The organism is Nocardioides rotundus (genome assembly GCF_019931675.1).
Classification (GTDB): domain Bacteria; phylum Actinomycetota; class Actinomycetes; order Propionibacteriales; family Nocardioidaceae; genus Nocardioides; species Nocardioides rotundus.
Genome location: NZ_CP082922.1, coordinates 2157433 through 2178104, shown reverse-complemented (window position 1 = coordinate 2178104; position 20672 = coordinate 2157433). Strand labels below are relative to the sequence as shown.

Annotated in this window: 20 protein-coding genes and 1 riboswitch; of the genes, 9 read left to right on the top strand and 11 right to left on the bottom strand. The window is 72.7% G+C overall.

The window, feature by feature from the left end; translation table 11 throughout:
* Nucleotide 1: 1 nt before the first annotated feature.
* The 3 genes from K8W59_RS10790 to K8W59_RS10780 are packed head-to-tail and all read right to left on the bottom strand — an operon-like array spanning nucleotide 2 to nucleotide 2541.
* Nucleotides 2-763 (bottom strand): SDR family NAD(P)-dependent oxidoreductase, encoded by a 762-nt coding sequence (locus tag K8W59_RS10790; protein ID WP_223393688.1) that lies wholly within the window; start codon nucleotides 761-763, stop codon nucleotides 2-4.
* A gap of 9 nt (nucleotides 764-772) precedes the next feature.
* Nucleotides 773-2005 (bottom strand): MFS transporter, encoded by a 1233-nt coding sequence (locus K8W59_RS10785; protein WP_223393686.1) that lies wholly within the window; start codon nucleotides 2003-2005, stop codon nucleotides 773-775.
* Nucleotides 2002-2541, bottom strand: a complete 540-nt coding sequence (locus tag K8W59_RS10780) for an ArsR/SmtB family transcription factor (RefSeq protein ID WP_223393684.1) — start codon at nucleotides 2539-2541, stop codon at nucleotides 2002-2004. Before K8W59_RS10780 ends, K8W59_RS10785 begins: the two co-directional genes overlap by 4 nt.
* Before the next feature lie 208 nt (nucleotides 2542-2749).
* Here K8W59_RS10780 and K8W59_RS10775 point away from each other — a divergent pair, with 208 nt between their 5' ends.
* From K8W59_RS10775 to holA, 6 genes are all read left to right on the top strand, one after another.
* Nucleotides 2750-3226: a DUF4870 domain-containing protein gene (locus K8W59_RS10775; RefSeq protein WP_223393682.1), complete on the top strand. Its 477-nt coding sequence runs from the start codon at nucleotides 2750-2752 to the stop codon at nucleotides 3224-3226.
* Nucleotides 3227-3438: 212 nt separating this feature from the next.
* Nucleotides 3439-5934 carry a leucine--tRNA ligase gene (gene leuS, locus K8W59_RS10770; protein ID WP_223393680.1) on the top strand — a complete coding sequence of 832 codons (2496 nt, stop codon included), beginning with the start codon at nucleotides 3439-3441 and terminating at the stop codon, nucleotides 5932-5934.
* A 128-nt stretch (nucleotides 5935-6062) separates the two neighbouring features.
* A complete protein-coding gene (locus K8W59_RS10765) occupies nucleotides 6063-6938 on the top strand; it encodes a DegV family protein (protein WP_223393671.1) in 876 nt (291 codons plus the stop codon).
* A 72-nt stretch (nucleotides 6939-7010) separates the two neighbouring features.
* Nucleotides 7011-7931: a helix-hairpin-helix domain-containing protein gene (locus tag K8W59_RS10760; protein WP_223393669.1), complete on the top strand. Its 921-nt coding sequence runs from the start codon at nucleotides 7011-7013 to the stop codon at nucleotides 7929-7931.
* Between the two features lie 3 nt (nucleotides 7932-7934).
* The gene (locus tag K8W59_RS10755; RefSeq protein ID WP_223393667.1) at nucleotides 7935-10247 is read left to right on the top strand and encodes a ComEC/Rec2 family competence protein; all 2313 of its coding nucleotides are present in this window, start codon (nucleotides 7935-7937) and stop codon (nucleotides 10245-10247) included.
* Between the two features lie 39 nt (nucleotides 10248-10286).
* Nucleotides 10287-11270 carry a DNA polymerase III subunit delta gene (gene holA / locus K8W59_RS10750; protein ID WP_223393665.1) on the top strand — a complete coding sequence of 328 codons (984 nt, stop codon included), beginning with the start codon at nucleotides 10287-10289 and terminating at the stop codon, nucleotides 11268-11270.
* A 78-nt stretch (nucleotides 11271-11348) separates the two neighbouring features.
* Here the strand turns inward: holA and rpsT are convergent, their stop codons facing one another.
* The 3 genes from rpsT to K8W59_RS10735 form a co-directional block, all read right to left on the bottom strand.
* Nucleotides 11349-11609, bottom strand: coding sequence for a 30S ribosomal protein S20 (rpsT, locus tag K8W59_RS10745; protein WP_223393663.1), 261 nt, complete (start codon nucleotides 11607-11609; stop codon nucleotides 11349-11351).
* Between the two features lie 140 nt (nucleotides 11610-11749).
* Entirely contained in the window at nucleotides 11750-12694 is a 945-nt protein-coding gene (locus tag K8W59_RS10740) for a phosphotransferase family protein (protein ID WP_223393661.1), read from the bottom strand.
* On the bottom strand, nucleotides 12691-13185 hold the full coding sequence (locus K8W59_RS10735) for a C40 family peptidase (RefSeq protein ID WP_223393659.1): 495 nt from the start codon (nucleotides 13183-13185) through the stop codon (nucleotides 12691-12693). Before K8W59_RS10735 ends, K8W59_RS10740 begins: the two co-directional genes overlap by 4 nt.
* A 4-nt stretch (nucleotides 13186-13189) precedes the next feature.
* Nucleotides 13190-13356: riboswitch (cyclic di-AMP (ydaO/yuaA leader) on the bottom strand.
* 180 nt (nucleotides 13357-13536) lie between these two features.
* On the opposite strand from K8W59_RS10735, the gene lepA reads away from it, so the two are divergent.
* Entirely contained in the window at nucleotides 13537-15408 is a 1872-nt protein-coding gene (lepA, locus tag K8W59_RS10730) for a translation elongation factor 4 (protein WP_223393657.1), read from the top strand.
* 15 nt (nucleotides 15409-15423) lie between these two features.
* Here lepA and K8W59_RS10725 read toward each other — a convergent pair whose 3' ends face one another.
* The 4 genes from K8W59_RS10725 to K8W59_RS10710 form a co-directional block, all read right to left on the bottom strand.
* Nucleotides 15424-15732 (bottom strand): transcriptional regulator, encoded by a 309-nt coding sequence (locus K8W59_RS10725; protein WP_223393647.1) that lies wholly within the window; start codon nucleotides 15730-15732, stop codon nucleotides 15424-15426.
* Nucleotides 15729-16151 (bottom strand): hypothetical protein, encoded by a 423-nt coding sequence (locus tag K8W59_RS10720; protein WP_223393646.1) that lies wholly within the window; start codon nucleotides 16149-16151, stop codon nucleotides 15729-15731. The genes K8W59_RS10725 and K8W59_RS10720 overlap by 4 nt, the downstream gene beginning before the upstream one ends.
* Nucleotides 16152-16248: 97 nt before the next feature.
* Entirely contained in the window at nucleotides 16249-17358 is a 1110-nt protein-coding gene (locus tag K8W59_RS10715; RefSeq protein ID WP_223393645.1) for a winged helix DNA-binding domain-containing protein, read from the bottom strand.
* 32 nt (nucleotides 17359-17390) lie between these two features.
* Complete coding sequence (locus K8W59_RS10710; protein ID WP_223393644.1) at nucleotides 17391-17696, bottom strand: hypothetical protein; 306 nt, start codon at nucleotides 17694-17696, stop codon at nucleotides 17391-17393.
* A 92-nt stretch (nucleotides 17697-17788) separates the two neighbouring features.
* Between K8W59_RS10710 and K8W59_RS10705 the strand changes: the two genes are divergently transcribed.
* On the top strand, nucleotides 17789-18724 hold the full coding sequence (locus K8W59_RS10705; protein WP_397195771.1) for an aminoglycoside phosphotransferase family protein: 936 nt from the start codon (nucleotides 17789-17791) through the stop codon (nucleotides 18722-18724).
* Between the two features lie 43 nt (nucleotides 18725-18767).
* Nucleotides 18768-19748: a sulfotransferase family protein gene (locus tag K8W59_RS10700; protein WP_223393642.1), complete on the top strand. Its 981-nt coding sequence runs from the start codon at nucleotides 18768-18770 to the stop codon at nucleotides 19746-19748.
* Here the strand turns inward: K8W59_RS10700 and K8W59_RS10695 are convergent.
* A complete protein-coding gene (locus K8W59_RS10695) occupies nucleotides 19738-20631 on the bottom strand; it encodes a hypothetical protein (RefSeq protein ID WP_223393641.1) in 894 nt (297 codons plus the stop codon). The genes K8W59_RS10700 and K8W59_RS10695 overlap by 11 nt on opposite strands.
* Between the last annotated feature and the right edge of the window lie 41 nt (nucleotides 20632-20672).

The window sequence follows — 20672 nt, the reverse complement described above, 5'->3', positions numbered from 1 at the left end:
CTCAGGTGATCGTCAGGCCGCCGTCGACCGCGATGGTCTGCCCGGTGACGTAGCCGCCGGCGGGGGAGGCCAGCCAGACCGCGGTGGCGGCCAGCTCGTGCGGCTCGCCCTTGCGGCCGGCGGGGATGCGCAGCTCCATGTTGTCCAGGTAGCCCTCGGGGTACTGGTCGGTCATCTCGGAGCTGAAGAAGCCCGGCGCGATGGCGTTCACCCGGATGCCCTTGCGCCCGGTCCACTGCTGGGCCAGGTCGCGGGTCAGACCGACGAGCGCGGCCTTGGAGGCGGAGTACGCCGCCTGCGGCAGCCCGGCGGTGGTCAGCGCGAGCACGCTGGAGATGTTGATGATGCTGCTCTCCGGCTCCATCACGCGCCCGCACGCCTGCGCCATCCAGTAGCAGCCGTTGAGGTTGACGTCGACGACCTCGCGGAACTGCTCGGGGGTCTCGCGGGTGGCGGGTACGGCGGTCCCGACGCCGGCGTTGTTGACGAGCACGTCGACCCGGCCGAACGCGGTGAGCGCCTCGTCCACCAGCCGCTGGCAGTCCTCGGGCTTGGCGACGTCGGTCGGGACGGTGTGCACCCGCCGGCCGATCGAGCGGACGGAGTTGGCCACCCGTTCCAGCTTGTCCTCACGCCGGGCACCGAGCACCACGTCGCAGCCGGCCTCGGCGAAGGCGTGCGCGAACGCGACCCCCAGCCCACTGGAGGCGCCGGTCACCACGGCGACCTTGTCGTCCAGCCGGAACATGTCGTTGATCCCCATGACCCGACACTAGCCAGCGACGTCGGCGAGGTCGCGGCGGGGGAGCGTGCGCACCGAGCGGGAGCACAGCACCAGGAGGCAGATCGCGGCGTAGGCGACGCCGGAGGCGACCAGCACCGGCGCCATCCCGAGCCACTCGCCCAGCGGACCGTAGGCGATCTGGCCGAGCGGGATCGCGATGATCGAGCCGAGGTAGTCGTAGGAGAAGACCCGGGAGAGCATCTGCTCGTCGACGTTCTCCTGCATCGCCAGGTTCCAGCCCAGGCTGAAGACCTCGATCCCGGCACCCGCGACGAACGCGGTGACGACGAGGACGGCCAGCCTCGGGTCGAGGCCGAGGATCAGGATCGGCAGCCCCGCCGCGGCGATGCAGGCCATGCCCCACAGCAGCGGTCGCTCCAGCCGGACGCGCAGCAGCACGACGCCCATCGCCACCAGCCCGAGGGCCTCGGCGGAGAGGACGTAGCCCCACCCCTGGCGCCCGATCGTGTCCTCGGCGACCACCGGGCCGAGGGTGAGGAAGGCGCCGGCGTGGATCGCGTTGAGCGCGCCGAAGGCCAGCACGACGGTCCACAGCCAGCCGGTGGTGCGGAAGAAGGTCCAGCCCTCGCGCAGCTCCGCGACCATGCTCGTGGTCGCCCCGCGCTCGCGGGCGGGCAAGCGCACCGGGACCAGCAGCAGCGCGGAGACCAGCCACGTGCCCGCGTCGATGGCCAGTGCCCACCCCGGGCCGAGGGCCACCACGATGAGTGCGCCGACGGTGGGGCCCAGGACGGTGAGCCCGTTGCGGCTCAGGGAGAGCAGGGTGTTGGCCGGCTGGAGCTGGCTGCGGGGCACCAGCTGGACCACGACGCTCGCCATCGCCGGCATCCCGGCGGCCGAGACGGCGCCCTGGACGGCGGCCAGGGCGGCCAGCGACCACAGCTCGGCCCGCCCGGTGAGCACCAGAGCCGCGATCAGGCCCTGGGAGAGGGCGCTGGCGAGGTTGGAGACCTGCAGCACCAGGGTCCGCGGGAGCCGGTCGGAGAGCACCCCGCCCCACAGCATCAGCAGCACCATCGGCAGGGTGCGCGCGGCGAGCACCAGGCCGAGGTCGGTGGCGGTCGCGCCGGGCAGGTCGAGCACCGCGAAGGTGAGCGCGATGCTGGCCATCATCACCCCGAGGGTGTTGACGAACCGGGAGGCGAAGTACCACGCGAAGCCGGCCTCGCGCAGCGGGGCCAGGGCCGAGGACCAGGTCACGCGTCGTCCCCCATCTCGAACGCGGTGACGGTGGCGCTGATGTGCACCGTGCCCTCGGTCCCCGCCGGCCGGGCCTGCTCGTGCAGGCGCGCCATCGCCCGGTTGAGCAGGTCGACGTACTCCTCCCAGGCCTCGGTGGAGACCCACGCCTCGAGATCGGAGGCGTGGGCGCGACCGCCCGGACGGCGGTAGTGGGCGCTCCGGCGGAGCACCTCGCTGTGTGCCGCCTGCGCCCATGCGGCGAGGTCGGGGGCCCCGGCGCTCGGCGACGGGCTGCGGACGTCGAAGTCGGTGTACCGGTAGCGCTTGGCCACGCCGCCGCGCACCTTGCTCTCGGACTCCACCTCGACCTCGCCGGCCTCCAGCAGCCGGCGCAGGTGGTAGGAGGCGTTGGCGTGGGTGATCTCCAGCCGCCGGGCCACGTCGGCGGCGCTGAGTGCCTCGCTGGTGAGCAGCGAGAGGATCTGCAGCCGCAGCGGATGCGCCACCGCCCGCATGCGCAGCATCGACCGATCGGCCTCGTTCCGCTCGCTCATCGACCACCCTCCCAAAGAACTGTTGGGGAGAGTGTGGAGGACACGTGGCACCACCGTCAAACGAGTGTTGGGGAGTCGATGGCCGGTGTTCCCGGCAGGCGACCCTGACTCGACCCTGAGCGACCCCCGGAACGGGAGGAAATCGCCGCTCGGCATGGTTGAGTGGACATCACCGCAGCAGGGGGCTGCGGATCGAGGAGGAGCGATCATGAGCCAGTACGACTACGACCCGGAGTCGCCCTACCGCGAGCCGTACGGATCCTCGTCCTACGGCTACCCGTCCTACGGGCAACAGCCCTACGACCAGCCGTACGGCGGCTATGCCCAGCCGACCATGTCGCCGAGCGAGGAGCGCACCTGGGGCATGCTCAGCCACCTCATCGCGATCGCCGCGATGGTGCTGTCCATGGGCCTCCTGGGCTTCGTCGCCTCGCTCGTCGTCTACCTGGTCTACAAGGACCGGGGCCCGTTCGTGCGCGCCCACGCGGCCAACTCGCTCAACGTGCAGCTGACCATGCTGTTCTGGCTGATCCTCTCCCTCCCGCTGATCCTGCTGCTCGGGCTCGGCCTCCTGGTCATGATCGCCGCGCCGATCGTGGCGTTCGTCCTGCACCTGATCGGCGCGATCAAGGCCAGCAACGGCGAGTGGTGGGACCCGCCGCTGACCCCGCGCATGGTGCGTTGAGGTCTGCCACGCCGGCTGAGTGCGGGCTGAGTGATCGCCGCGGGCGGGGAGGGTGGCATCCTCGCTCCGTGGGCTAGGATGACCTCGTGTTCCGGACGCTGCTTCTTCCCCAGCCGCGCTGACGTCCACGTCGCGCGGCCGCCCCTCCCTGCGAGGGGCTTTTTCATGTCCGAGACGCATCACCCCACCGGCACGACGCAGGAGAACACGAGATGACCGAGCAGGCGACCCCGGCGACCGAGGCGGCGGCGTCCTACGACGTGCACGCCGTCGAGGCCAAGTGGCAGCCGGTCTGGGACGAGCTGCAGCCCTTCCGCGCGGACGACGACTCGCCGCGGGAGAAGCGCTACGCCCTCACGATGTTCCCCTACCCCAGCGGCGACCTGCACATGGGCCATGCCGAGGTGACGGCCCTGCACGACGTGATCGCGCGCTACTGGTGGCACCGCGGCTTCGAGGTGCTCAACCCCATGGGTTGGGACTCCTTCGGTCTGCCCGCGGAGAACGCCGCGATCCGCAACGACGAGCACCCCGCGACGTACACCTATGCCAACATCGAGACGCAGTACGAGTCGTTCAAGAAGTACGCCGTCTCCTTCGACTGGTCGCGCAGGCTGCACACCTCCGACCCGGAGTACTACCGCTGGACGCAGTGGCTGTTCCTGAAGTTCCGCGAGCGCGGGCTGGCCTACCGGAAGAACTCGCCGGTCAACTGGTGCCCGGTGGACCAGACGGTGCTGGCCAACGAGCAGGTCGTCGACGGGCACTGCGAGCGCTGCGGCGCGGAGGTGACCAAGCGCGAGCTGACCCAGTGGTACTTCCGGATCACCGAGTACGCCCAGGAGCTGCTGGACGGGCTGGACGAGCTGGCCCCGACCTGGCCGGACCGGGTGATCACCGCCCAGCGCAACTGGATCGGCCGCTCCGAGGGCGCGCACGTCCGGTTCGAGATCGAGGGGCGCGAGGAGCCGATCACCGTCTACACCACCCGCCCGGACACCATCTTCGGTACGACGTTCATGGTGGTCGCGGTCGACTCGGCGCTGGCCGCCGAGCTGGTGACCGACGAGCAGCGGCCGGCGTTCGAGGCATACCGCGACGAGATCCGCAAGGAGACCGAGATCGAGCGGCTGGCCAGCGACCGGCCCAAGACCGGCGTGGACCTGGGCGTGCAGGCGACCAACCCCGTCACCGGCGAGCGGATCCCGGTGTGGGCGACCGACTACGTGCTGGCCGACTACGGCACCGGCGCGGTGATGGGCGTGCCCGGCGGCGACCAGCGCGACTGGGAGTTCGCGACCGCGATGGGGCTGCCGATCGTGCGGACCACGGAGCCGCCGGCCGACTTCGACGGCGACGCCTACGCCGGCGAGGGGCCGGCGATCAACTCGCCCGCCGCGGGCATCGACGCGCCCCTGGACATCAACGGGCTGGGCGTCGACGAGGCCAAGCGCGCGACCATCGAGTTCCTGGAGTCCGCCGACCGGGGCACCGGCGCGGTGAACTTCCGGCTGCGCGACTGGCTGCTGAGCCGCCAGCGCTACTGGGGCGTGCCGATCCCGGTCGTGCACTGCCCGACGTGCGGCGAGGTGCCCGTGCCGGAGGATCAGCTGCCGGTGGAGCTGCCGGCGCTGCGCGGCGCGGACCTCAAGCCCAAGGGCGTCTCACCGCTGGCCGCCGCCGAGGAGTGGGTCAACGTCGACTGCCCGCAGTGCGGCGGCCCGGCCAAGCGGGACTCCGACACGATGGACACCTTCGTGGACTCCTCGTGGTACATGTTCCGCTTCGTCTCGCCGAACGACAACACCCAGGCCTTCGACCCGGCGAAGGCGAACGCCTGGATGCCGTGCGACATCTACGTCGGCGGTGTCGAGCACGCGGTGCTGCACCTGCTCTACGGTCGGTTCTTCACCAAGGTGCTGGCCGACATGGGGCTGGTCGACTTCCGCGAGCCGTGGTCGGCGCAGCTCAACCAGGGCGTGGTGATCAACGAGGGCGCCAAGATGTCGAAGTCCAAGGGCAACGGCGTCAGCCTGGGGGAGCAGCTCGCGACGTACGGCGTGGACGCCGTCCGGCTGACCCTGGTCTTCGCCGGCCCGCCGGAGGACGACATCGACTGGGCCGACGTCTCGCCGTCCGGGTCGCTGCGCTTCCTGCAGCGGGCGTGGCGACTGTCGGGCGACGTGACCTCCGAGCCGGGCGCCGACCCCGCCGAGGGCGACGTGGAGCTGCGCCGGGTCACCCACCGGACGGTCGCGGATGCGGCCACCCTGGTGGAGAGCTACCGCTTCAACGTGATGGTGGCGCGGGTGATGGAGCTGGTGAACGCCACTCGCAAGGCGATCGACTCCGGTGTGGGCCCCGCGGACCCGGCGGTGCGGGAGGCGGCCGAGGCGGTCGCGATCCTGCTGTCGCTGGTCGCGCCGTACACCGCGGAGGAGATGTGGGAGCGGCTGGGCCACGAGCCCACCATCGCGCGCACCGGCTGGCCCGAGGTCGACGAGTCCCTGCTGGTGCAGGAGTCGGTGACCTGCGTGGTCCAGGTGCGCGGCAAGGTGCGGGCCCGGCTGGAGGTCGCCCCGGACATCTCCGAGGCCGAGCTGGAGGCCGCCGCCCTCGCCTCCCCGGACGTCCAGCGCGCGCTGGACGGTGCGGAGGTGCGGAAGGTGATCGTGCGGGCCCCGAAGCTGGTGAATCTCGTCGTCTGAGGCCCGAGAGCGAGGTACGAGCGGGTCGGGCCGAAGCGACCATCGAACTCGTCGTCTGAGGCGCGAGAGCGAGGTACGAGCGCGAGCGTCGCATGCCGTGACGAGGGTGGCCGGGTAGCCTGCCCGACGTGCCTGTCGCCGTCGTCACCGACTCCTCTGCCAACCTGCCCGACGAGGTCGCGGAGGAGCACGGCATCGTCGTGGTGCCGTTGCAGGTGGTGATCGGCGCGGACACCTACGACGAGACCGAGGAGAGCGCGACGCCGGAGGCCGTGGCCGAGGCGCTGCGCGAGTTCGTCCCGGTCTCCACTTCGCGGCCGGCGCCTCAACGCTTCGCCGAGACCTTCGAGCGGTTGGCGGCGGAGGGCTACGACGCGGTCGTGGCGGTGCATCTCTCCTCGGAGATGAGCGGCACGCTCGAGGCCGCGCAGCTCGCCGCGAAGGACGCGCCGCTGCCGGTGACCGTGGTGGACACGCGCCAGGTCGGCATCGCCACGGGGTACGCCGCCCTCACGGCGGCCGAGCATGCCGCGGCCGGCGAGCCCGCCGACGTGGTGGCGCGAGCGGCGCGGGAGCGGGCGGATGCCGCGACGTCGCTGTTCTACGTCGACACGTTGGAGTACCTGCGCCGCGGCGGCCGGATCGGGGCCGCGGCGGCCCTGGTCGGCGGCGCGTTGGCGGTGAAGCCGCTGCTGGAGATCCTCGACGGCCGCGTGCAGACCAAGGAGAAGGTGCGCACGGCCGGCAAGGCCCTCGCGCGGATCGAGGAGCTGGCCGCGGAGGCCTCGGGCGATCAGACCGTGGACGTGTGCGTGCTCCACCTGGCCAGCCAGGCACGTGCCGAGCAGCTGCGCGACGACCTCTCCGAGCGCCTGGCCGAGCAGCTCGAGGGCCGACCGGTGTGGTGCGGGGAGCTCGGGGCAGCGCTCGGCGCGCACGTGGGACCGGGGATGGTCGCGGTCTGCGTCGCCCCGCGGGTCGCGTCGTTGTCCACAGCCGGCTGAGCCGGCCCGGTTATCCACAGGCGCCCGCCGGGGGCCTGTCGGTGGACCGCGCGGATGCCTACGTTCGTGGGCATGCGAACCCAGTCCGATGCGGCCGCCCGGCGGCTGGCCCAGCTCACGGCGGAGCTCGAGGCCGTGCGCGCGGCGGAGGGCCTGGAGGCCGCGGGCCCCGTCGACGCGCCGGAGGACCCGTGGCGCCCCCGTGACGATGCGCCGGCCCCTCGTCCGCTGCCTGTGCCGGGCCGCCATGCCTCGCGGCGCGAGGAGCCACGGGCGCGCGCGTTGCTGCCCGAGGGCCTGCGCGGCCGGGTCGGCGTCCAGCCGGCCCACCTCGCCGTCGTGGCGGTGCTCGTCGCCGTGGGGGTCGCCGTCACCGCCTGGTGGGTGGTGCGGGCCGACGGGACCGAGGTGGCCCCGTTGGCCGTGCGGAGCGCGCCGGCGGCTGCGTCCGCGTCGCCGCCCGCGCCCGAAGGGGCGCCCTCCGCGGCTGCGCCCACCGCACCGGTGTCCGGGACGGCCACTCCGGGCGCCACCGGTGTGGCTGACGGCGCCTCCGAGGTCGTGGTCGACGTCGCGGGCAAGGTGCGCCGGCCCGGCATCGTGGTCCTGCCGCCCGGCTCTCGGGTCGCCGATGCGCTGGAGCGTGCCGGAGGGACGCGGCCGGGGGTGTCGCTGACCTCGCTCAACCTGGCCCGCGTGCTCGTCGACGGCGAGCAGATCCTCGTGGGGATCCAGCCGGCTCCGGGGGTGGCCGCCTCCGCGGCGACGGCTCCGGGCAGCACCCCATCGGGGTCCGCCGGCGAGCTGGTCAACCTCAACACGGCCGACGCGACCCAACTGGAGGAGCTGCCGGAGGTGGGGCCGGTGACCGCCGAGGCGATCATCGCCTGGCGCACGGAGAACGGCGGCTTCACCGCGGTCGAGGAGCTCTTGGAGGTCGACGGGATCGGGGAGAAGACGCTGGCCACCATCGCACCGCATGTCACCGTCTGACCCGTGCGCCCGGAGGACGCGGACGCCGCGGCGGACCTCCGGATGCCGGCCCTGGGAGCGGCCGCGTGGCTCGCCGCCCTGGCGGTGCTCCAGGGACCGCCCTGGGCAGCCCCACTGCTCGCCGTGCCCCTGCTGCTGGCCCTGTTCTGGGCGGTACGACGCGGGCGCGGTGCCGCGACCGTGCTCGCTGTCCTGGTCGCGGCGGCCGGAGCCGCGACGGTGGCCGGGCTGCAGGTCGCCCGGAGCGAGTCCGGGCCGGTCGCCGCGCTGGCGAGGGACGAGGCGACGATCCGCGGGACCCTCACGATCACCTCCGATCCGCGCCGGGTCACGGGGACCTACGCCGACCTGGTCGTGGTGCGCGGCACCCTGCGCGAGGTGCACGGGCGGGGCCGCTCCTGGCGGGTGCGCACCCCGGTCGTGGTGCTCGCCGACCCCGGCTGGTCCGGCCTCGAGTTGGGGGAGAGCGTGGCGCTGGCCGGTCGGCTGGCGCCCGCCGACGGCGATGCGACCGCCCTGGTGCTCGCCCGGGGGCCGGCGGAGACCGTGGCGCGGCCGGACGTGTGGTGGCGCGCCGCGGCCGCCGTACGCGCCTCCCTGCGCGAGAGCGTCGACGGCCGACCGGCCGCCCAGCGAGCCCTCGTGCCCGCGCTGGTGGTGGGGGACGACAGCCGGGTCGGCGAGGAGCTGGCGACCGACTTCCGCACCACCGGCCTCACGCACCTGCTGGCCGTCAGCGGGACGAACCTGACCCTGCTGGTCGGCTTCCTGCTCGTGCTCGCCCGCTGGTGCGGGGTGCGCGGGAGGTGGCTGCATGTCGTGGGGGCGGCCGGGATCGTCGGGTTCATCCTGCTCGCACGCACCGAGCCGAGCGTGGTGCGGGCGGCCGCGATGGGCACGGTGGGGCTGGTCGGGATGGGGCGCAACGGTCTGCGCCGTGGCACCCGCGGCCTGGGCGTGGCCGTCGTCTGCCTCCTCCTGGTCGACCCGTGGCTGGCCGTCAGCCCCGGGTTTGCGCTCTCGGTGCTGGCCACGGCCGGGATCCTGCTGCTCGCCCCGGCGTGGCGCGACGCCATGGCGCGCTGGATGCCGCGCTGGCTGGCCGAGGCGGTGGCGGTTCCGGCGGCCGCGCAGCTGGCCTGTACGCCCGTGGTCGCGGTCCTCTCCGGCGAGGTCAGCCTGGTCGCCGTCGCCGCCAATCTGCTGGCCGCACCCGCGGTGGGTCCCGCCACCGTGCTCGGCCTGGTCGGCGGACTGGTGGGCCTGGTCTGGCCCTGGCTGGCCTCCGTGGTCGGCATCGGTGCGGGGTGGTGCGTCGGTTGGATCGCGCTGGTCGCCGACCTGGGCGCGGGGCTGCCCACGGCGTCGATCGCCTGGGGCACCGGCCCCGTCTCGGTCGCGTTCCTGTGCGGGCTGTGCTTCCTCCTGGCGCGCCTCGCCCCGCGGCTGCTCCGGCACCGAACCAGCGGGCTCGCCTGCCTGAGCCTCATGGTGCTCCTCGTCCTCATCCGGCCCCCGACCCCCACCTGGCCGCCGGAGGACTGGGTGGTCGCCGCCTGCGACGTCGGGCAGGGCGACGCCGTCGTGCTGCGCGCCGCGCCCGGCCAGGTGGTCGTCGTGGACACCGGTCCGGAGCCCGCGCCGCTCGCCGACTGCCTGCGCCGGCTGGACGTCCGTGCCGTGCCGCTCCTGGTGCTCAGCCACTTCCACGCCGACCACGTGGGCGGACTGGCCGGTGTGCTGGGGGAGTACGACGTGGGGGCGGCGCTGGTCAGCCCGCTCGCCGAGCCGGCCGGCGAGGCCGCCGAGGCGCGGGCCGCGCTCGCGGGCCGCGGGGTCGCCGTACGCGCTCCGGCGGTGGGGGAGCGGCTGCAGGTCGGTGAGGTGTCCCTGGAGGTGCTCGGCCCCGAGGGCGGATCGGCGGCAACGGCGGGCTCCACCGACGGCGAGGGGAGCGCGGCCAACGACGCGAGCGTGGTGCTGCTGGCCCGAGTGCGCGGGGTCCGCATCCTGCTCACCGGCGACATCGAGCCGCCGGCCCAGGCGGACCTGCTCCGGCGCCATCCCGGCTTGCGCGCCGACGTGCTCAAGACACCGCACCACGGCAGCCGCTACCAGGATCTCGACCTGTTGCTGGGGCTCCGTGCCCGGGTGGTGCTGACCTCGGTCGGTGCGGACAACGACTACGGCCATCCGGCCCCGGAGACGCTGCGGCCGCTCGGCGCCACCGGGGCGACCCTGCTGCGCACCGACCGGGGCGGCGACCTGCTGGTGCTGGAGGACGACGGGAGGCTGCTGGTCCGCACCCGGGAGTGACTCCGGGGAGTGTCGGTGCCGTGTGGCAGGCTGCGAGGCATGGCAGGTCCGCGGGCATCCGACGTTCTCGGCCGGGTCACCCTGGTGACCGGCAAGGAGGAGTTCCTCAGCGAGCGCACCGTCACCGCCGTCAAGCGCGCGGTCCGCGAGCACGACCCCGAGGCGGAGGTCTCCGAGACCACGGGCTCTGAGCTCTCCCTGGCCACCCTGGGCGAGCTGTCCGCCCCGTCGCTGTTCTCCAGCACCCGCTGCGTGGTGGTGCTGGGCCTGGAGAACCTGCCCGACGAGAGCGTGGCCGGGCTGGTCGACTACGCGACCGCTCCGGTGGAGGACGTCGCCCTGGTGCTGCTGCACTCCGGGGGACAGAAGGGCAGCGGCACGCTGACCAAGCTGCGCAAGCTGCCCGGGGTCACCGAGGTGAAGTCCACCGAGCTGAGGCCCTCCGAGCTGCCGGGCTTCGTGGCTGCCGAGGTGCGCAGCCACCGCGGCTCGATCGAGCGGGATGCCGCCGATGCGCTCATCACCGGCGTCGGTGCGGACCTCCGGGCCCTCGCGGCGGCCTGCGACCAGCTGGTCAACGACTTCCCGGGGGAGACCCTGACCGCCGAGCGGGTCAAGCGCTACTTCGGCGGGCGTGCGGAGGCGAAGTCGTTCGCGGTCGCCGACGCCGCGTTCTGGGGGCGGCGCACCACGGCGCTGGAGGAGCTGCGGTGGGCGATGGACGCCGGCGTCGCGCCGGTGCTGGTGACCTCCGCCTTCGCCGGGGGAGTGCGCGGGCTGGCCCGCTTCGTCTCGGCCCCGCGCGGCATGCGCGACAACGACCTGGCCCGCGAGGTGGGCGTCCCGCCGTGGAAGGTGCGCACGATCCGCGACCAGGCCCGGGGCTGGGACCCGCAGGCGCTCGGGCTCGCGGTGCGGGCGGTCGCCGAGGCCGACGCGCAGGTCAAGGGCGCCGCCTCGGACGCCTCCTACGCCTTGGAGCGCCTGGTGCTCCGGGTCACCGCGCTGCGCGAGCAGCGCTGAGCGGCTCCCGGTCCCGAGCCCGGACATGCGACGGCCCGGCAGCCATCGCGAGGATGACGGCCGGGCCGGCGGTGAGGATCAGAGCGAGGCGGCGCGCTTGGCGATCTTCGACTTGCGGTTCGCCGCCTGGTTCTTGTGGATCACGCCCTTGGACACGGCCTTGTCCAGCGCACGGCTGGCGTCCCGCCCGAGCGCGACGGCCTTGTCCTTGTCGCCGGCCTCGGCGGCCTCGCGGAACTTGCGGACGGCGGTCTTCAGGCTGGACTTGACCGCCTTGTTGCGCTCGTGGCGCTTCTCGTTCTGCTTGTTCCGCTTGATCTGGGACTTGATGTTCGCCACTGGTGGTGTGCCTTCGTGTCGGGTCGGATGTACGGTGCGACGTCTGGTGGGTCTCGGCCTCCCGCGCAGAGGGCAGGCAGGAATGCCGGACACGCAAGGACGAACGCTACCAGCGGGTCTCCGAGCGGCCCAAATCCCGGTCAGGCCCAGCCGCGACGGGCCGCCAACCAGTCGAAGGCCGCCTCCCCGAGCCAGGCCTGGTGCCGGCGCAGGTGCGGCGACGCGGGCGGCACCCGGTCGTCCGCGGACTTCAGCAGGTAGCCCGCGAGCAGGGCCAGCACCCGGTCGACATGCTCGGCGGGTACGTCGGCAGTGAGGGGACAGCCGGCCAGGTGGGCGTCGGCGTCCAGGCCGTCGCCGTACGCCTCGACCAGCAGCCAGACCGGGTCGATCCAGGCGGCTCCCCGGACGGGGAAGTTCCAGTCGCACAGCCAGGCCTGCCCGCGCTCGCCGAGCAGCATGTTGTCGCCGCGGGCCTCGGTGTGGACGACCGTGTCCCCGGCGGTCACCTCGGCGAAGCCGGCCGCGAGCTCGGCGGCCTCGTCGAGGTGGGGCAGGTCGGTGCGCGTACGTCGCACCCGGCCCCAGTGGGCCGGCCAGCCGGCCAGCTCCTCGGCGACGGTGGCCAGTCGCCACCGTTCCGGGACGGGCGTCAGGGCCTCGGCGCACGTCTCGAGCAGGCCGAGTGCCCGCTGCAGCTCCTCGGCGACCCAGGGACGCCGCGGTGCCCGGCCGTCGACGTACTCGATCCCGAGCACCACCCAGTCCTCGTCGATCCGCCAGCGCAGCGCCGGGGCCGGCACGGACGGGTCCAGCGACGCCAATCGGCGGCCCTCCTCGCGGTAGGCGTCGGCGAAGGGCCGCTGGGCCGCGGTCGAGGCAGCCTTGACGAAGTGTCGCGACCCGTCCGCGCACGTCAGCACCGAGGCGAAGCCCGGGGTGAACCCGGCGTCCTGGGACGCCGCCTCGGCCACGGGGGAGCCCAGCTGCCGCTCCACGGCGGCCCGGAGCTCCGGTGGCAGGTGCTGCCACGAGAGCCGCCGGGCCGTACGTCCGTGCGGGACGGGTGCGATCTGGTCGCTCATCGGCGCAGCGTGCGCGCCATCCACTTCGTGGTCCACGGGTTGTCCCGCTGCACCCGCTGCCCGGATCCGGGCGAGTTGACCATCACCCGGCGACCGTTCTTCCAGCCGAGGAAGATCGCGGCGTGGTAGACGCCGCTGGAGTTGTAGAAGTACATGAAGTCCCCGGGACGCATCGCCGACTTGGGGATCTTGCGCATCCACCGAGCCTGGGCGCTGCTGGTGCGCGGCACGCCGGTGAAGCCCTTCTTGTGCGTCGCGAAGTAGATCAGGCCCGAGCAGTCGAAGCGGTCCGGGCCGGCGGCGCCGTAGCGGTAGGGGTCGCCGATCTGGTTGAGCGCGACCTGCTTGGCCTGCTGGATCCGCTCGCCGCGGGTCGCCGCGTCGGCCCGCGGTGCGGTGACCACGGCCAGGGACACCGCGAGCGCGAGCGCCGCCAGGACGGTGACGATGAAGTGAGGCACGCGACGGAGCGCGCCGATGGAGCCGGACATGGGGTTCCCTTCCCGATGCCTGCGGGGTGAGCTGTCGGGTTGGGGCCGGAAGTGCCCCGTCGCACGCGTGCGACTTCACCCCGAGCCCGCGCTGGCCGCGCGGGCGGTGGAACCGGTGGGTCCCCCGCTCCTGCCCTCGTTCGTGATCGGGGGTGAGCCGCGGATCGGGCAGGACTCGGCATGGTCCGCGGCCGGTGAACGATGAAGTTGTCAGCCCCGGGAGCGTAGGCGCGGGGGAGGGGTGCCGCAACCGGATCGGGCGAATCGATACCGGATCGTGGGAGTTGGGTCCGGCGACCGGGGGCATGGGAGGATGGGCCGACCCGTCCGCCGTACTCCCGAAGGGTGCACGTGAGCCTGAAGAACGCGCCGCAGCCCGGCTCGACCGACCCGGCGCTGATCCGCAACTTCTGCATCATCGCGCACATCGACCACGGCAAGTCAACGCTGGCGGACCGGATGCTGCAGCTGACCGGGGTCGTCGACGAGCGCGCCGCCCGTGCGCAGTACCTCGACCGGATGGACATCGAGCGCGAGCGCGGCATCACGATCAAGAGCCAGGCGGTCCGGATGCCCTGGACCGTCCCCGACGGCAACGCCGAGGGCGCCGACCCCGGCACCTACGTGCTCAACATGATCGACACCCCCGGTCACGTGGACTTCACCTACGAGGTCTCCCGGTCCCTGGCCGCCTGCGAGGCGGCGATCCTGCTCGTCGACGCGGCGCAGGGGATCGAGGCGCAGACGCTGGCGAACCTCTACCTCGCGATGGCCGCGGACCTGCACATCATCCCGGTGCTCAACAAGATCGACCTGCCGAGCGCCAACCCGGAGAAGTACGCCGCGGAGCTGGCCGGTCTGATCGGCTGCGACGAGAGCGACGTGCTGCGCGTCAGCGCGAAGACCGGCGAGGGCGTCGAGGCCGTCCTCAACGAGATCGTCAAGCAGACCCCTGCGCCGGTCGGCGACGCGGACGCTCCCGCGCGGGCATTGATCTTCGACTCCGTCTACGACACCTACCGCGGCGTGGTGACCTACGTCCGCGTGGTCGACGGGCACCTCTCCCACCGGGACCGGATCAAGATGATGTCGACCGGTGCGGGGCACGAGATGCTCGAGGTGGGCGTGATCAGCCCCGAGCCGGTCAAGGAGCGCCGGATCGGCGTGGGCGAGGTCGGCTACCTCATCACCGGGGTGAAGGACGTGCGCCAGTCCCGGGTCGGCGACACCGTGACCAGCCAGCACGACGGCGCCACCGAGCCGCTGGGCGGCTACCAGCACCCGAACCCGATGGTGTTCGCCGGTCTCTACCCGATCGACGGCGACGCCTACCCCGACCTGCGCGAGGCGCTGGAGAAGCTGCAGCTCAACGACGCGGCGCTGACCTTCGAGCCGGAGACCTCCGGCGCGCTCGGCTTCGGCTTCCGCTGCGGGTTCCTGGGGCTGCTGCACATGGAGATCACCCGGGACCGGCTTGAGCGCGAGTTCGGCCTGGACCTGATCTCCACGGCGCCCAACGTGGTCTACCAGGTGACGATGGAGGACGGCACCGAGGTCGAGGTGACCAACCCCAGCGAGTTCCCCGCCGGCAAGATCGACGAGGTGCGCGAGCCCGTCGTCCGCGCGACCATCCTCACGCCCTCGGACTACATCGGCGCGGTGATGGAGCTGTGCCAGTCCCGCCGCGGCGGGATGCTCGGCATGGACTACCTGTCCGAGGACCGGGTCGAGATGCGCTACACCCTGCCGCTCGCGGAGATCGTCTTCGACTTCTTCGACCAGCTGAAGTCCCGCACCCGGGGCTACGCCTCCCTCGACTACGAGCCCACCGGCGACCAGGCCGCCGACCTGGTCAAGGTCGACATCCTGCTGCAGGGCGAGCCGGTCGACGCGTTCAGCGCGATCGTGCACAAGGACGCCGCCTACTCCTACGGCGTGATGATGGCCGGCAAACTCAAGGAGCTCATCCCGCGGCAGCAGTTCGAGGTGCCGATCCAGGCCGCGATCGGCGCCCGGGTGATCGCCCGGGAGACGATCCGGGCGATCCGCAAGGACGTGCTCGCCAAGTGCTACGGCGGCGACATCAGCCGCAAGCGCAAGCTGCTGGAGAAGCAGAAGGAGGGCAAGAAGCGGATGAAGATGGTCGGCCGCGTCGAGGTCCCCCAGGAGGCGTTCGTCGCCGCGCTCTCCACCACCCAGCCCGCGGAGAAGTCCGCCAAGTAGGTCGGCTAGGTGACTTCAGTCATCGGCCAGGAGCCGGCGGAGAGCCTCCCGGTGGCGGCGGTAGGCGGCCTTGCCCGCCTTGGTCGCCTGGTACGACGTACTGGCGCCGCGGCCGCGTCCTGACTTGCTGATCCTCAGGTAGCCCGCGGCCTCCAGTGCCGAGGCCTGCTTGGACAGGTCGGAGTCGCTGACGCCGAGGTGGTCGCGCAGGAAGGGGAAGTCGGTGGAGGCGGAGGAGGCGAGCACCGCCATGATCGCCAGCCGCTTGGGTGCGGTGAGGACCGGGTCGAGCTCGTCCAGCGCGGAGCCGCTCGTGGTGGTCACGCCAGCCTCCGGCGTACGGCGGCCACGCCGGCGGCGTACTCCCGCCGGTACCAGACCATCAGGGCCGCGCTGAGCACGCCGGCCAGGACGACCGCGGCGAACACGCTCACCTGAGCACCGACCAGCCAGCAGAGGAGGCCGACGGCGATGACGCCACCCACCAGGACCGCGGTGGATCGGTGTAGCTCCCGTGGCGCGTTGCCGGTGGGCCAGGTGCCGCGGCGGCGGCGCATCCGGGTGATCAGGACCAGGGCTGAGCCGACCAGTGCCAGCTCCACCAGGGCGGCGACCCAGCCGTCGAGGTAGCCGATCGCAGCGGCCAGGATCGCGCCGTACGCCCCGAAGTAGGCGGGGAACCAGGCAGGCGGGGTCGCGTCGTCGATCCACCCCGCGGCCTCGCCGCGCTCGATCTCCCGCATCTGTGCTGTCAACTCATCGTTTTCCATACTGGAAACTTATCGCATCACTTTCCACCTTCGCAAGTGATCGCCACCGCGCCGACTCGGCGGAATCGGGTCAGGCGGAGGCGCGGGTGAGGGTGAGCTCGGTGATCTCGATCCCGAGAGCGGCCTCGACCCGGGCGACCGCCTCGGCCAGCTCTGCCTTGCGCGGGCGGCGGGTCCCGGCGAACCAGGTCACCTCCATCGGGCGACGCTTCGCCGATCCGGTGGCGCGCCAGAAGCCGGTGATCCGGCCGTCGACCAACAGGGCAGGCAGCAGCAGCCCGTTGGCTGAGGACCACAACACCTCGTGATGCGAGCGGGTCACGAATCGGTCCCGGGCCTTGGAGTCGTAGGCGCACAGCAGTGCGTCGAACTCGGGCAGCAGGCGTACGCCGGGCAGGTCGCGCGGGCCCGGCGCGTCCGGCAGGTCGAAGTACGCGCGGTCCAGCGGGCCGTCGTACTGGATCAGACCGGAGAGCCGCTCGACGACCTCGTCCACGGTGCGAGCTGGCAGCCCGGCCCACCATGCGATGTCCTCGCGGCTCGATGGGCCATGGCTGCGCAGGTGAAGCCGGATCAGATCATCCAGCGCGGGCTCGCGCGCCGGCCGTGGCAGCCCGGTGACCTCGGCTGCGGAGCGGTAACCGGGTGCGCCTTGCCCCTCCCAGCCGCCCTTCAGGGGCCGGCGGACCAGCCCGCCGTGACCGATCGCGAGGTACCGGCCCGTGTGCGGGTGCAGCCGGTCCGGGTCCTCGCCCTGTTCGACGAGCCAGTCGTCGAGACGCGTCCGTAGCTCGTCGGGTGTTCGCCACGCGCCGGCGGCATACGCCTCCAGGGAGTCCCACAGATCCTCGGGCGTGCCGCGCTGCAGCCCGAGCTGGCGGAGCCAGTAGACGCGCTGGCCCACTCGGGCGGCGGCATCGAGGCCGCGGTGCTGCGTCGCCGTCGCGGTATGCACCGTCCCGCGCAGGGTGCTGCCCCGGACGACCTCGGCGTCCTCGTAGGCCGCCGTCAGAGCGGCATGGTCGACCCCGCCGCGCGCCGCCAGCGCCAGGAAGGGGGAGCGCGCGGTCTGTGACTGGATCGGCCCGACCCGGTCGAGCAACGCGGACGCACCCAGTGCCTCGGTCGGGAACTGCCGTGCCAGCGCTCTGGCGGCGAGCTCGCCCCAGTCCAGCCGCATGCCCAGCACGGTAGGGCATGGCGCGGAGGCGCCTAGCTCCCAGCCTCCGCATCGTCCTCGTGGTCGTCCGTCGTGAAGGAGCGATGGTCTGCCGGGTCATAGTCCGGCCTGACGCGCAGCCCCAAGGCCAGGAGCGCCTGACGGGAAGGCAGTTGGTCGTCTATCAACCCGAACGGCCTTGTTGACTCCTTGTCCCTCCAGAGCGCACCGGCGAGCTTTCCCTCACGCATCAGGCGAACGACCGTGGCGTGGTCCAGTCCGGTCGCGACGCAGAAGTCCTCCACTCGGATGGCGCCGCGCGAGGGGAGTCGGCCTCGTGCTTCGGTCTCGTCCGGCATGCCTTGATCCTTGCATTCCTTGCGTGAACGCTCAGCGTCGTACGTCAACTGGCGCCGACTCGGGGTGAAGTGGCGCCGACTCGGCGTGGAGAATGGGGTGGGTGCGGATCCCCGACGGCCTGGAGGAGCAGCGTGGGCTCGGCCCCGACTGGGGCGCGTGGCTGGACCGGTTGCCGGCGCTCGCCGATGAGCTGGTCGAGGAGTGGGGGCTGCGGCGGGACGGGCCCGCCCTGCATGGCTACACCTCCCTCGTCGTGCCGGTCCGCGACCGGGAGGGCGAGCGGGTCGTCCTCAAGGTCACCTTCGACGGCGACGACGAGTCCGCGCACGAGGCGCTCGCGCTGCAGACCTGGGGCGGGGACGGCGCCGTCCGCCTGATCCGGGCCGACCCGCGCCGTCGCGCGCTGCTCCTGGAGCGGCTCGGTGAGCAGGACCTCTCCGACCTGTGGGACGTGGAGGCGTGCGAGCTGGTGGCCGGCTTCTACCGGCGGCTGCATGTGCCGTCGCCGGGACGCCTGCGGCTGCTGACGGAGTACGTCGAGCACTGGGCCGACGATCTGGCGGCCCTCGGCTCCGCCGTACCTCTGCCGCGACGCTATATCGATCAGGCGCTCTCGCTCGCCCGCGACCTGGTCGCCGACCCGGCCTCGACCGGCGTCCTGATCCACGGCGATCTGCACTACGGCAACGTGCTGGCCGCCGAGCGGGACCCGTGGCTGGTGATCGACCCCAAGCCGATGAGCGGCGATCCGCACTACGAGCCGGCGCCGATGCTGTGGAACCGGATGGAGGAGCTGGAGGCGCCGACGGCGGTGGAGAGCGTGCGCGACGGGGTGCGACGACGCTTCCACACGCTCGTGGACGTGGCGGAGCTGGACGAGGAGCGGGCGCGGGACTGGGTGATCGTGCGGATGGTGCTCAATGCCGGATGGGCCGTGCAGGACGCCCGGCGTGCCGATCGCGAGCTCAGCGCGCAGGAGCGGCGGTGGATCACCCGGTGCCTGACCCTGGTGAAGGCGGTCCAGTGAACCCGCCCTGGCTCTAAGGCTAGTTAGTCTCTAGAGTTAATGCATGGATCTTCGTCGACCGCCCGACTTCTTCCTGATCGGCGCCCCGAAGGCGGGGACCAGCGCGCTGCACAGCGCTCTGGCCGGTCACCCCGGCCTCTTCCTCAGCCCGGTAAAGGAGCCGAAGTACTACATGTGCGGCGACTCGCCGCCGCCGGCCTACAAGGGCCCGGGCGACGCGCACAGCAACCAGGAGTGGATCTGGCAACGCGAGCGCTACCTCGCTCTCTTCGACGGGGCGCAGGCGGGTCAGCTGCGGGGGGAGAGCACGCCGTTCTACCTCTACCACCGCGACGCCCGCAGGCGGATCGCGGCTGACCGGCCCGACGCCAAGCTGATCGCCGTGCTGCGCGACCCGGTCGACCGGGCGTACTCCAACTGGATGCACCTGTGGATGGACGGGCTGGAGCCCTGCGCCGACATCGTCGAGGCGATCGCCCGCGAGCCCCGACGGGTCGATGCCGGGTGGGCCCCGTTCTGGCACTACTCGCGGCTGGGGATGTATGGCCGACAGCTGGCCGATCTCTACGGCCACTTCCCGCGGGAGCAGATCCTGCTCTTGCGCTATCGCGAGCTGGTGGAGGCTCCCGATGCCACGCTCGGCCGGGTATGCAGCTTCCTCGGGGTGCCGCAGGTCGACGCCCGGCAGATCCCGGCGGACAACTCCCGGCCCTTCGTCCGCGACGGCGTGCGGGCGCGCACCGTCGGACCGGTGATCCGGGCTGGTGCCGCCGCCGGGCAGTTCCTGCCGCCGCAGGTCTGGCGCCGGCTGAGCCAGCCGCTGGTGAACCAGCTGCAGAAGGGCGGAGACCCCGCGCGGCCGAAGCTGGCGCCGGAGCAGCGAACGGCCCTGCTCGAGCCGCATCTGGCCGACATCACCCTCCTCGAGACGCTCACCGGGCAGTCCTTCGAGGAGTGGCGACGGCACCGCGATGGGGAGTCCTTCGCCAGTCGTGCCGCGAGCCGCACCGCGGCTACCGGCTGAGCGAGGTCACCAGGTCGTGCCCCCCGTCGGGGCGGGCGGCCTCGGCGTAGAAGCGGGTCGGCCCGTCCTCCAGGAGTACGGCGGTCACGTAGCGCAGCGCCCCGTCAGAGTGCGGCGAGCCGATCGCCGGCACGGACCGGTCCGGGTGCAGGCCGCCGTCCGCGTCGAGCCGGGCGAGCCCTGTGCGCTCGTGCCAGTTCTCCTCGGCGGTGGCGCGGCCGTCGTACAGGACCGTCAGCGGGTCGTGCGAGAGCACGGCGGTGACCCGGGTGCCGCGCTGGTCCCAGTCGCCTGCCCCCGGTTGGAGCACCGTGCCGTGCCGGTGCCAGGACAGGCCGTCGTCGCTGGTCAGGTAGGCCGTGGACATCCGGTCCTCGTGGCCGGGCTCGGTCAGCGGGTGCTCGCACACCCACATCTCCCACAACCCGTCGCGGACGGTGATCACCGGGTCCTTGACCCCGACCCGATCGTCGCCGGGGAGCACCACCGTGCGGCGGCCCCGGGGCAGGTCCTCGGGGCGATCGGCGTCGAGCGCCTCGATCCACCAGTGCTTGCTGCCCGGCGTGGCGCAGGAGAGATAGAGCCGCCAGCCGCCGTCGGGGCGGCGCAGCACGACCGGCCGCTCGAAGGACTCGGCCCCGAAGTCGTCGCGAGAGACCTCGCAGACCGGGACCGGCGTCACCCCGTCGGGGAGGCGCACCACCTGGGTTGCCACGCCCCTTCCCTCGCTGAGCGGTCGACGCACCCGGTAGGCGAGATAGACCTCGCCGTCGACCAGTGTGGCCGACGCGGCGCCCGCCCAGTTGCCGGGGCCGGGGCCCGGAGCGGGTACGACGACCTCCGCCCGGTCCAGTGCGGGCAGGGGAATGCTGGCGACGTCCATGTCCAAAGTCTACTGAATCGGTGCGATTTGTGCGCACCCGA

Excerpts from the sequence above, each read along its gene's own strand:
- K8W59_RS10790 (WP_223393688.1), bottom strand. The coding sequence starts at position 763 with ATGGGGATCAACGACATGTTCCGGCTGGACGACAAGGTCGCCGTGGTG.
- K8W59_RS10780 (WP_223393684.1), bottom strand. The coding sequence starts at position 2,541 with ATGAGCGAGCGGAACGAGGCCGATCGGTCGATGCTGCGCATGCGGGCG.
- K8W59_RS10775 (WP_223393682.1), top strand. The coding sequence starts at position 2,750 with ATGAGCCAGTACGACTACGACCCGGAGTCGCCCTACCGCGAGCCGTAC.
- leuS (WP_223393680.1), top strand. The coding sequence starts at position 3,439 with ATGACCGAGCAGGCGACCCCGGCGACCGAGGCGGCGGCGTCCTACGAC.
- K8W59_RS10760 (WP_223393669.1), top strand. The coding sequence starts at position 7,011 with ATGCGAACCCAGTCCGATGCGGCCGCCCGGCGGCTGGCCCAGCTCACG.
- holA (WP_223393665.1), top strand. The coding sequence starts at position 10,287 with ATGGCAGGTCCGCGGGCATCCGACGTTCTCGGCCGGGTCACCCTGGTG.
- K8W59_RS10740 (WP_223393661.1), bottom strand. The coding sequence starts at position 12,694 with ATGAGCGACCAGATCGCACCCGTCCCGCACGGACGTACGGCCCGGCGG.
- K8W59_RS10735 (WP_223393659.1), bottom strand. The coding sequence starts at position 13,185 with ATGTCCGGCTCCATCGGCGCGCTCCGTCGCGTGCCTCACTTCATCGTC.
- K8W59_RS10720 (WP_223393646.1), bottom strand. The coding sequence starts at position 16,151 with ATGCGGGAGATCGAGCGCGGCGAGGCCGCGGGGTGGATCGACGACGCG.
- K8W59_RS10715 (WP_223393645.1), bottom strand. The coding sequence starts at position 17,358 with ATGCGGCTGGACTGGGGCGAGCTCGCCGCCAGAGCGCTGGCACGGCAG.
- K8W59_RS10710 (WP_223393644.1), bottom strand. The coding sequence starts at position 17,696 with ATGCCGGACGAGACCGAAGCACGAGGCCGACTCCCCTCGCGCGGCGCC.
- K8W59_RS10705 (WP_397195771.1), top strand. The coding sequence starts at position 17,789 with ATGGGGTGGGTGCGGATCCCCGACGGCCTGGAGGAGCAGCGTGGGCTC.
- K8W59_RS10700 (WP_223393642.1), top strand. The coding sequence starts at position 18,768 with ATGGATCTTCGTCGACCGCCCGACTTCTTCCTGATCGGCGCCCCGAAG.
- K8W59_RS10695 (WP_223393641.1), bottom strand. The coding sequence starts at position 20,631 with ATGGACGTCGCCAGCATTCCCCTGCCCGCACTGGACCGGGCGGAGGTC.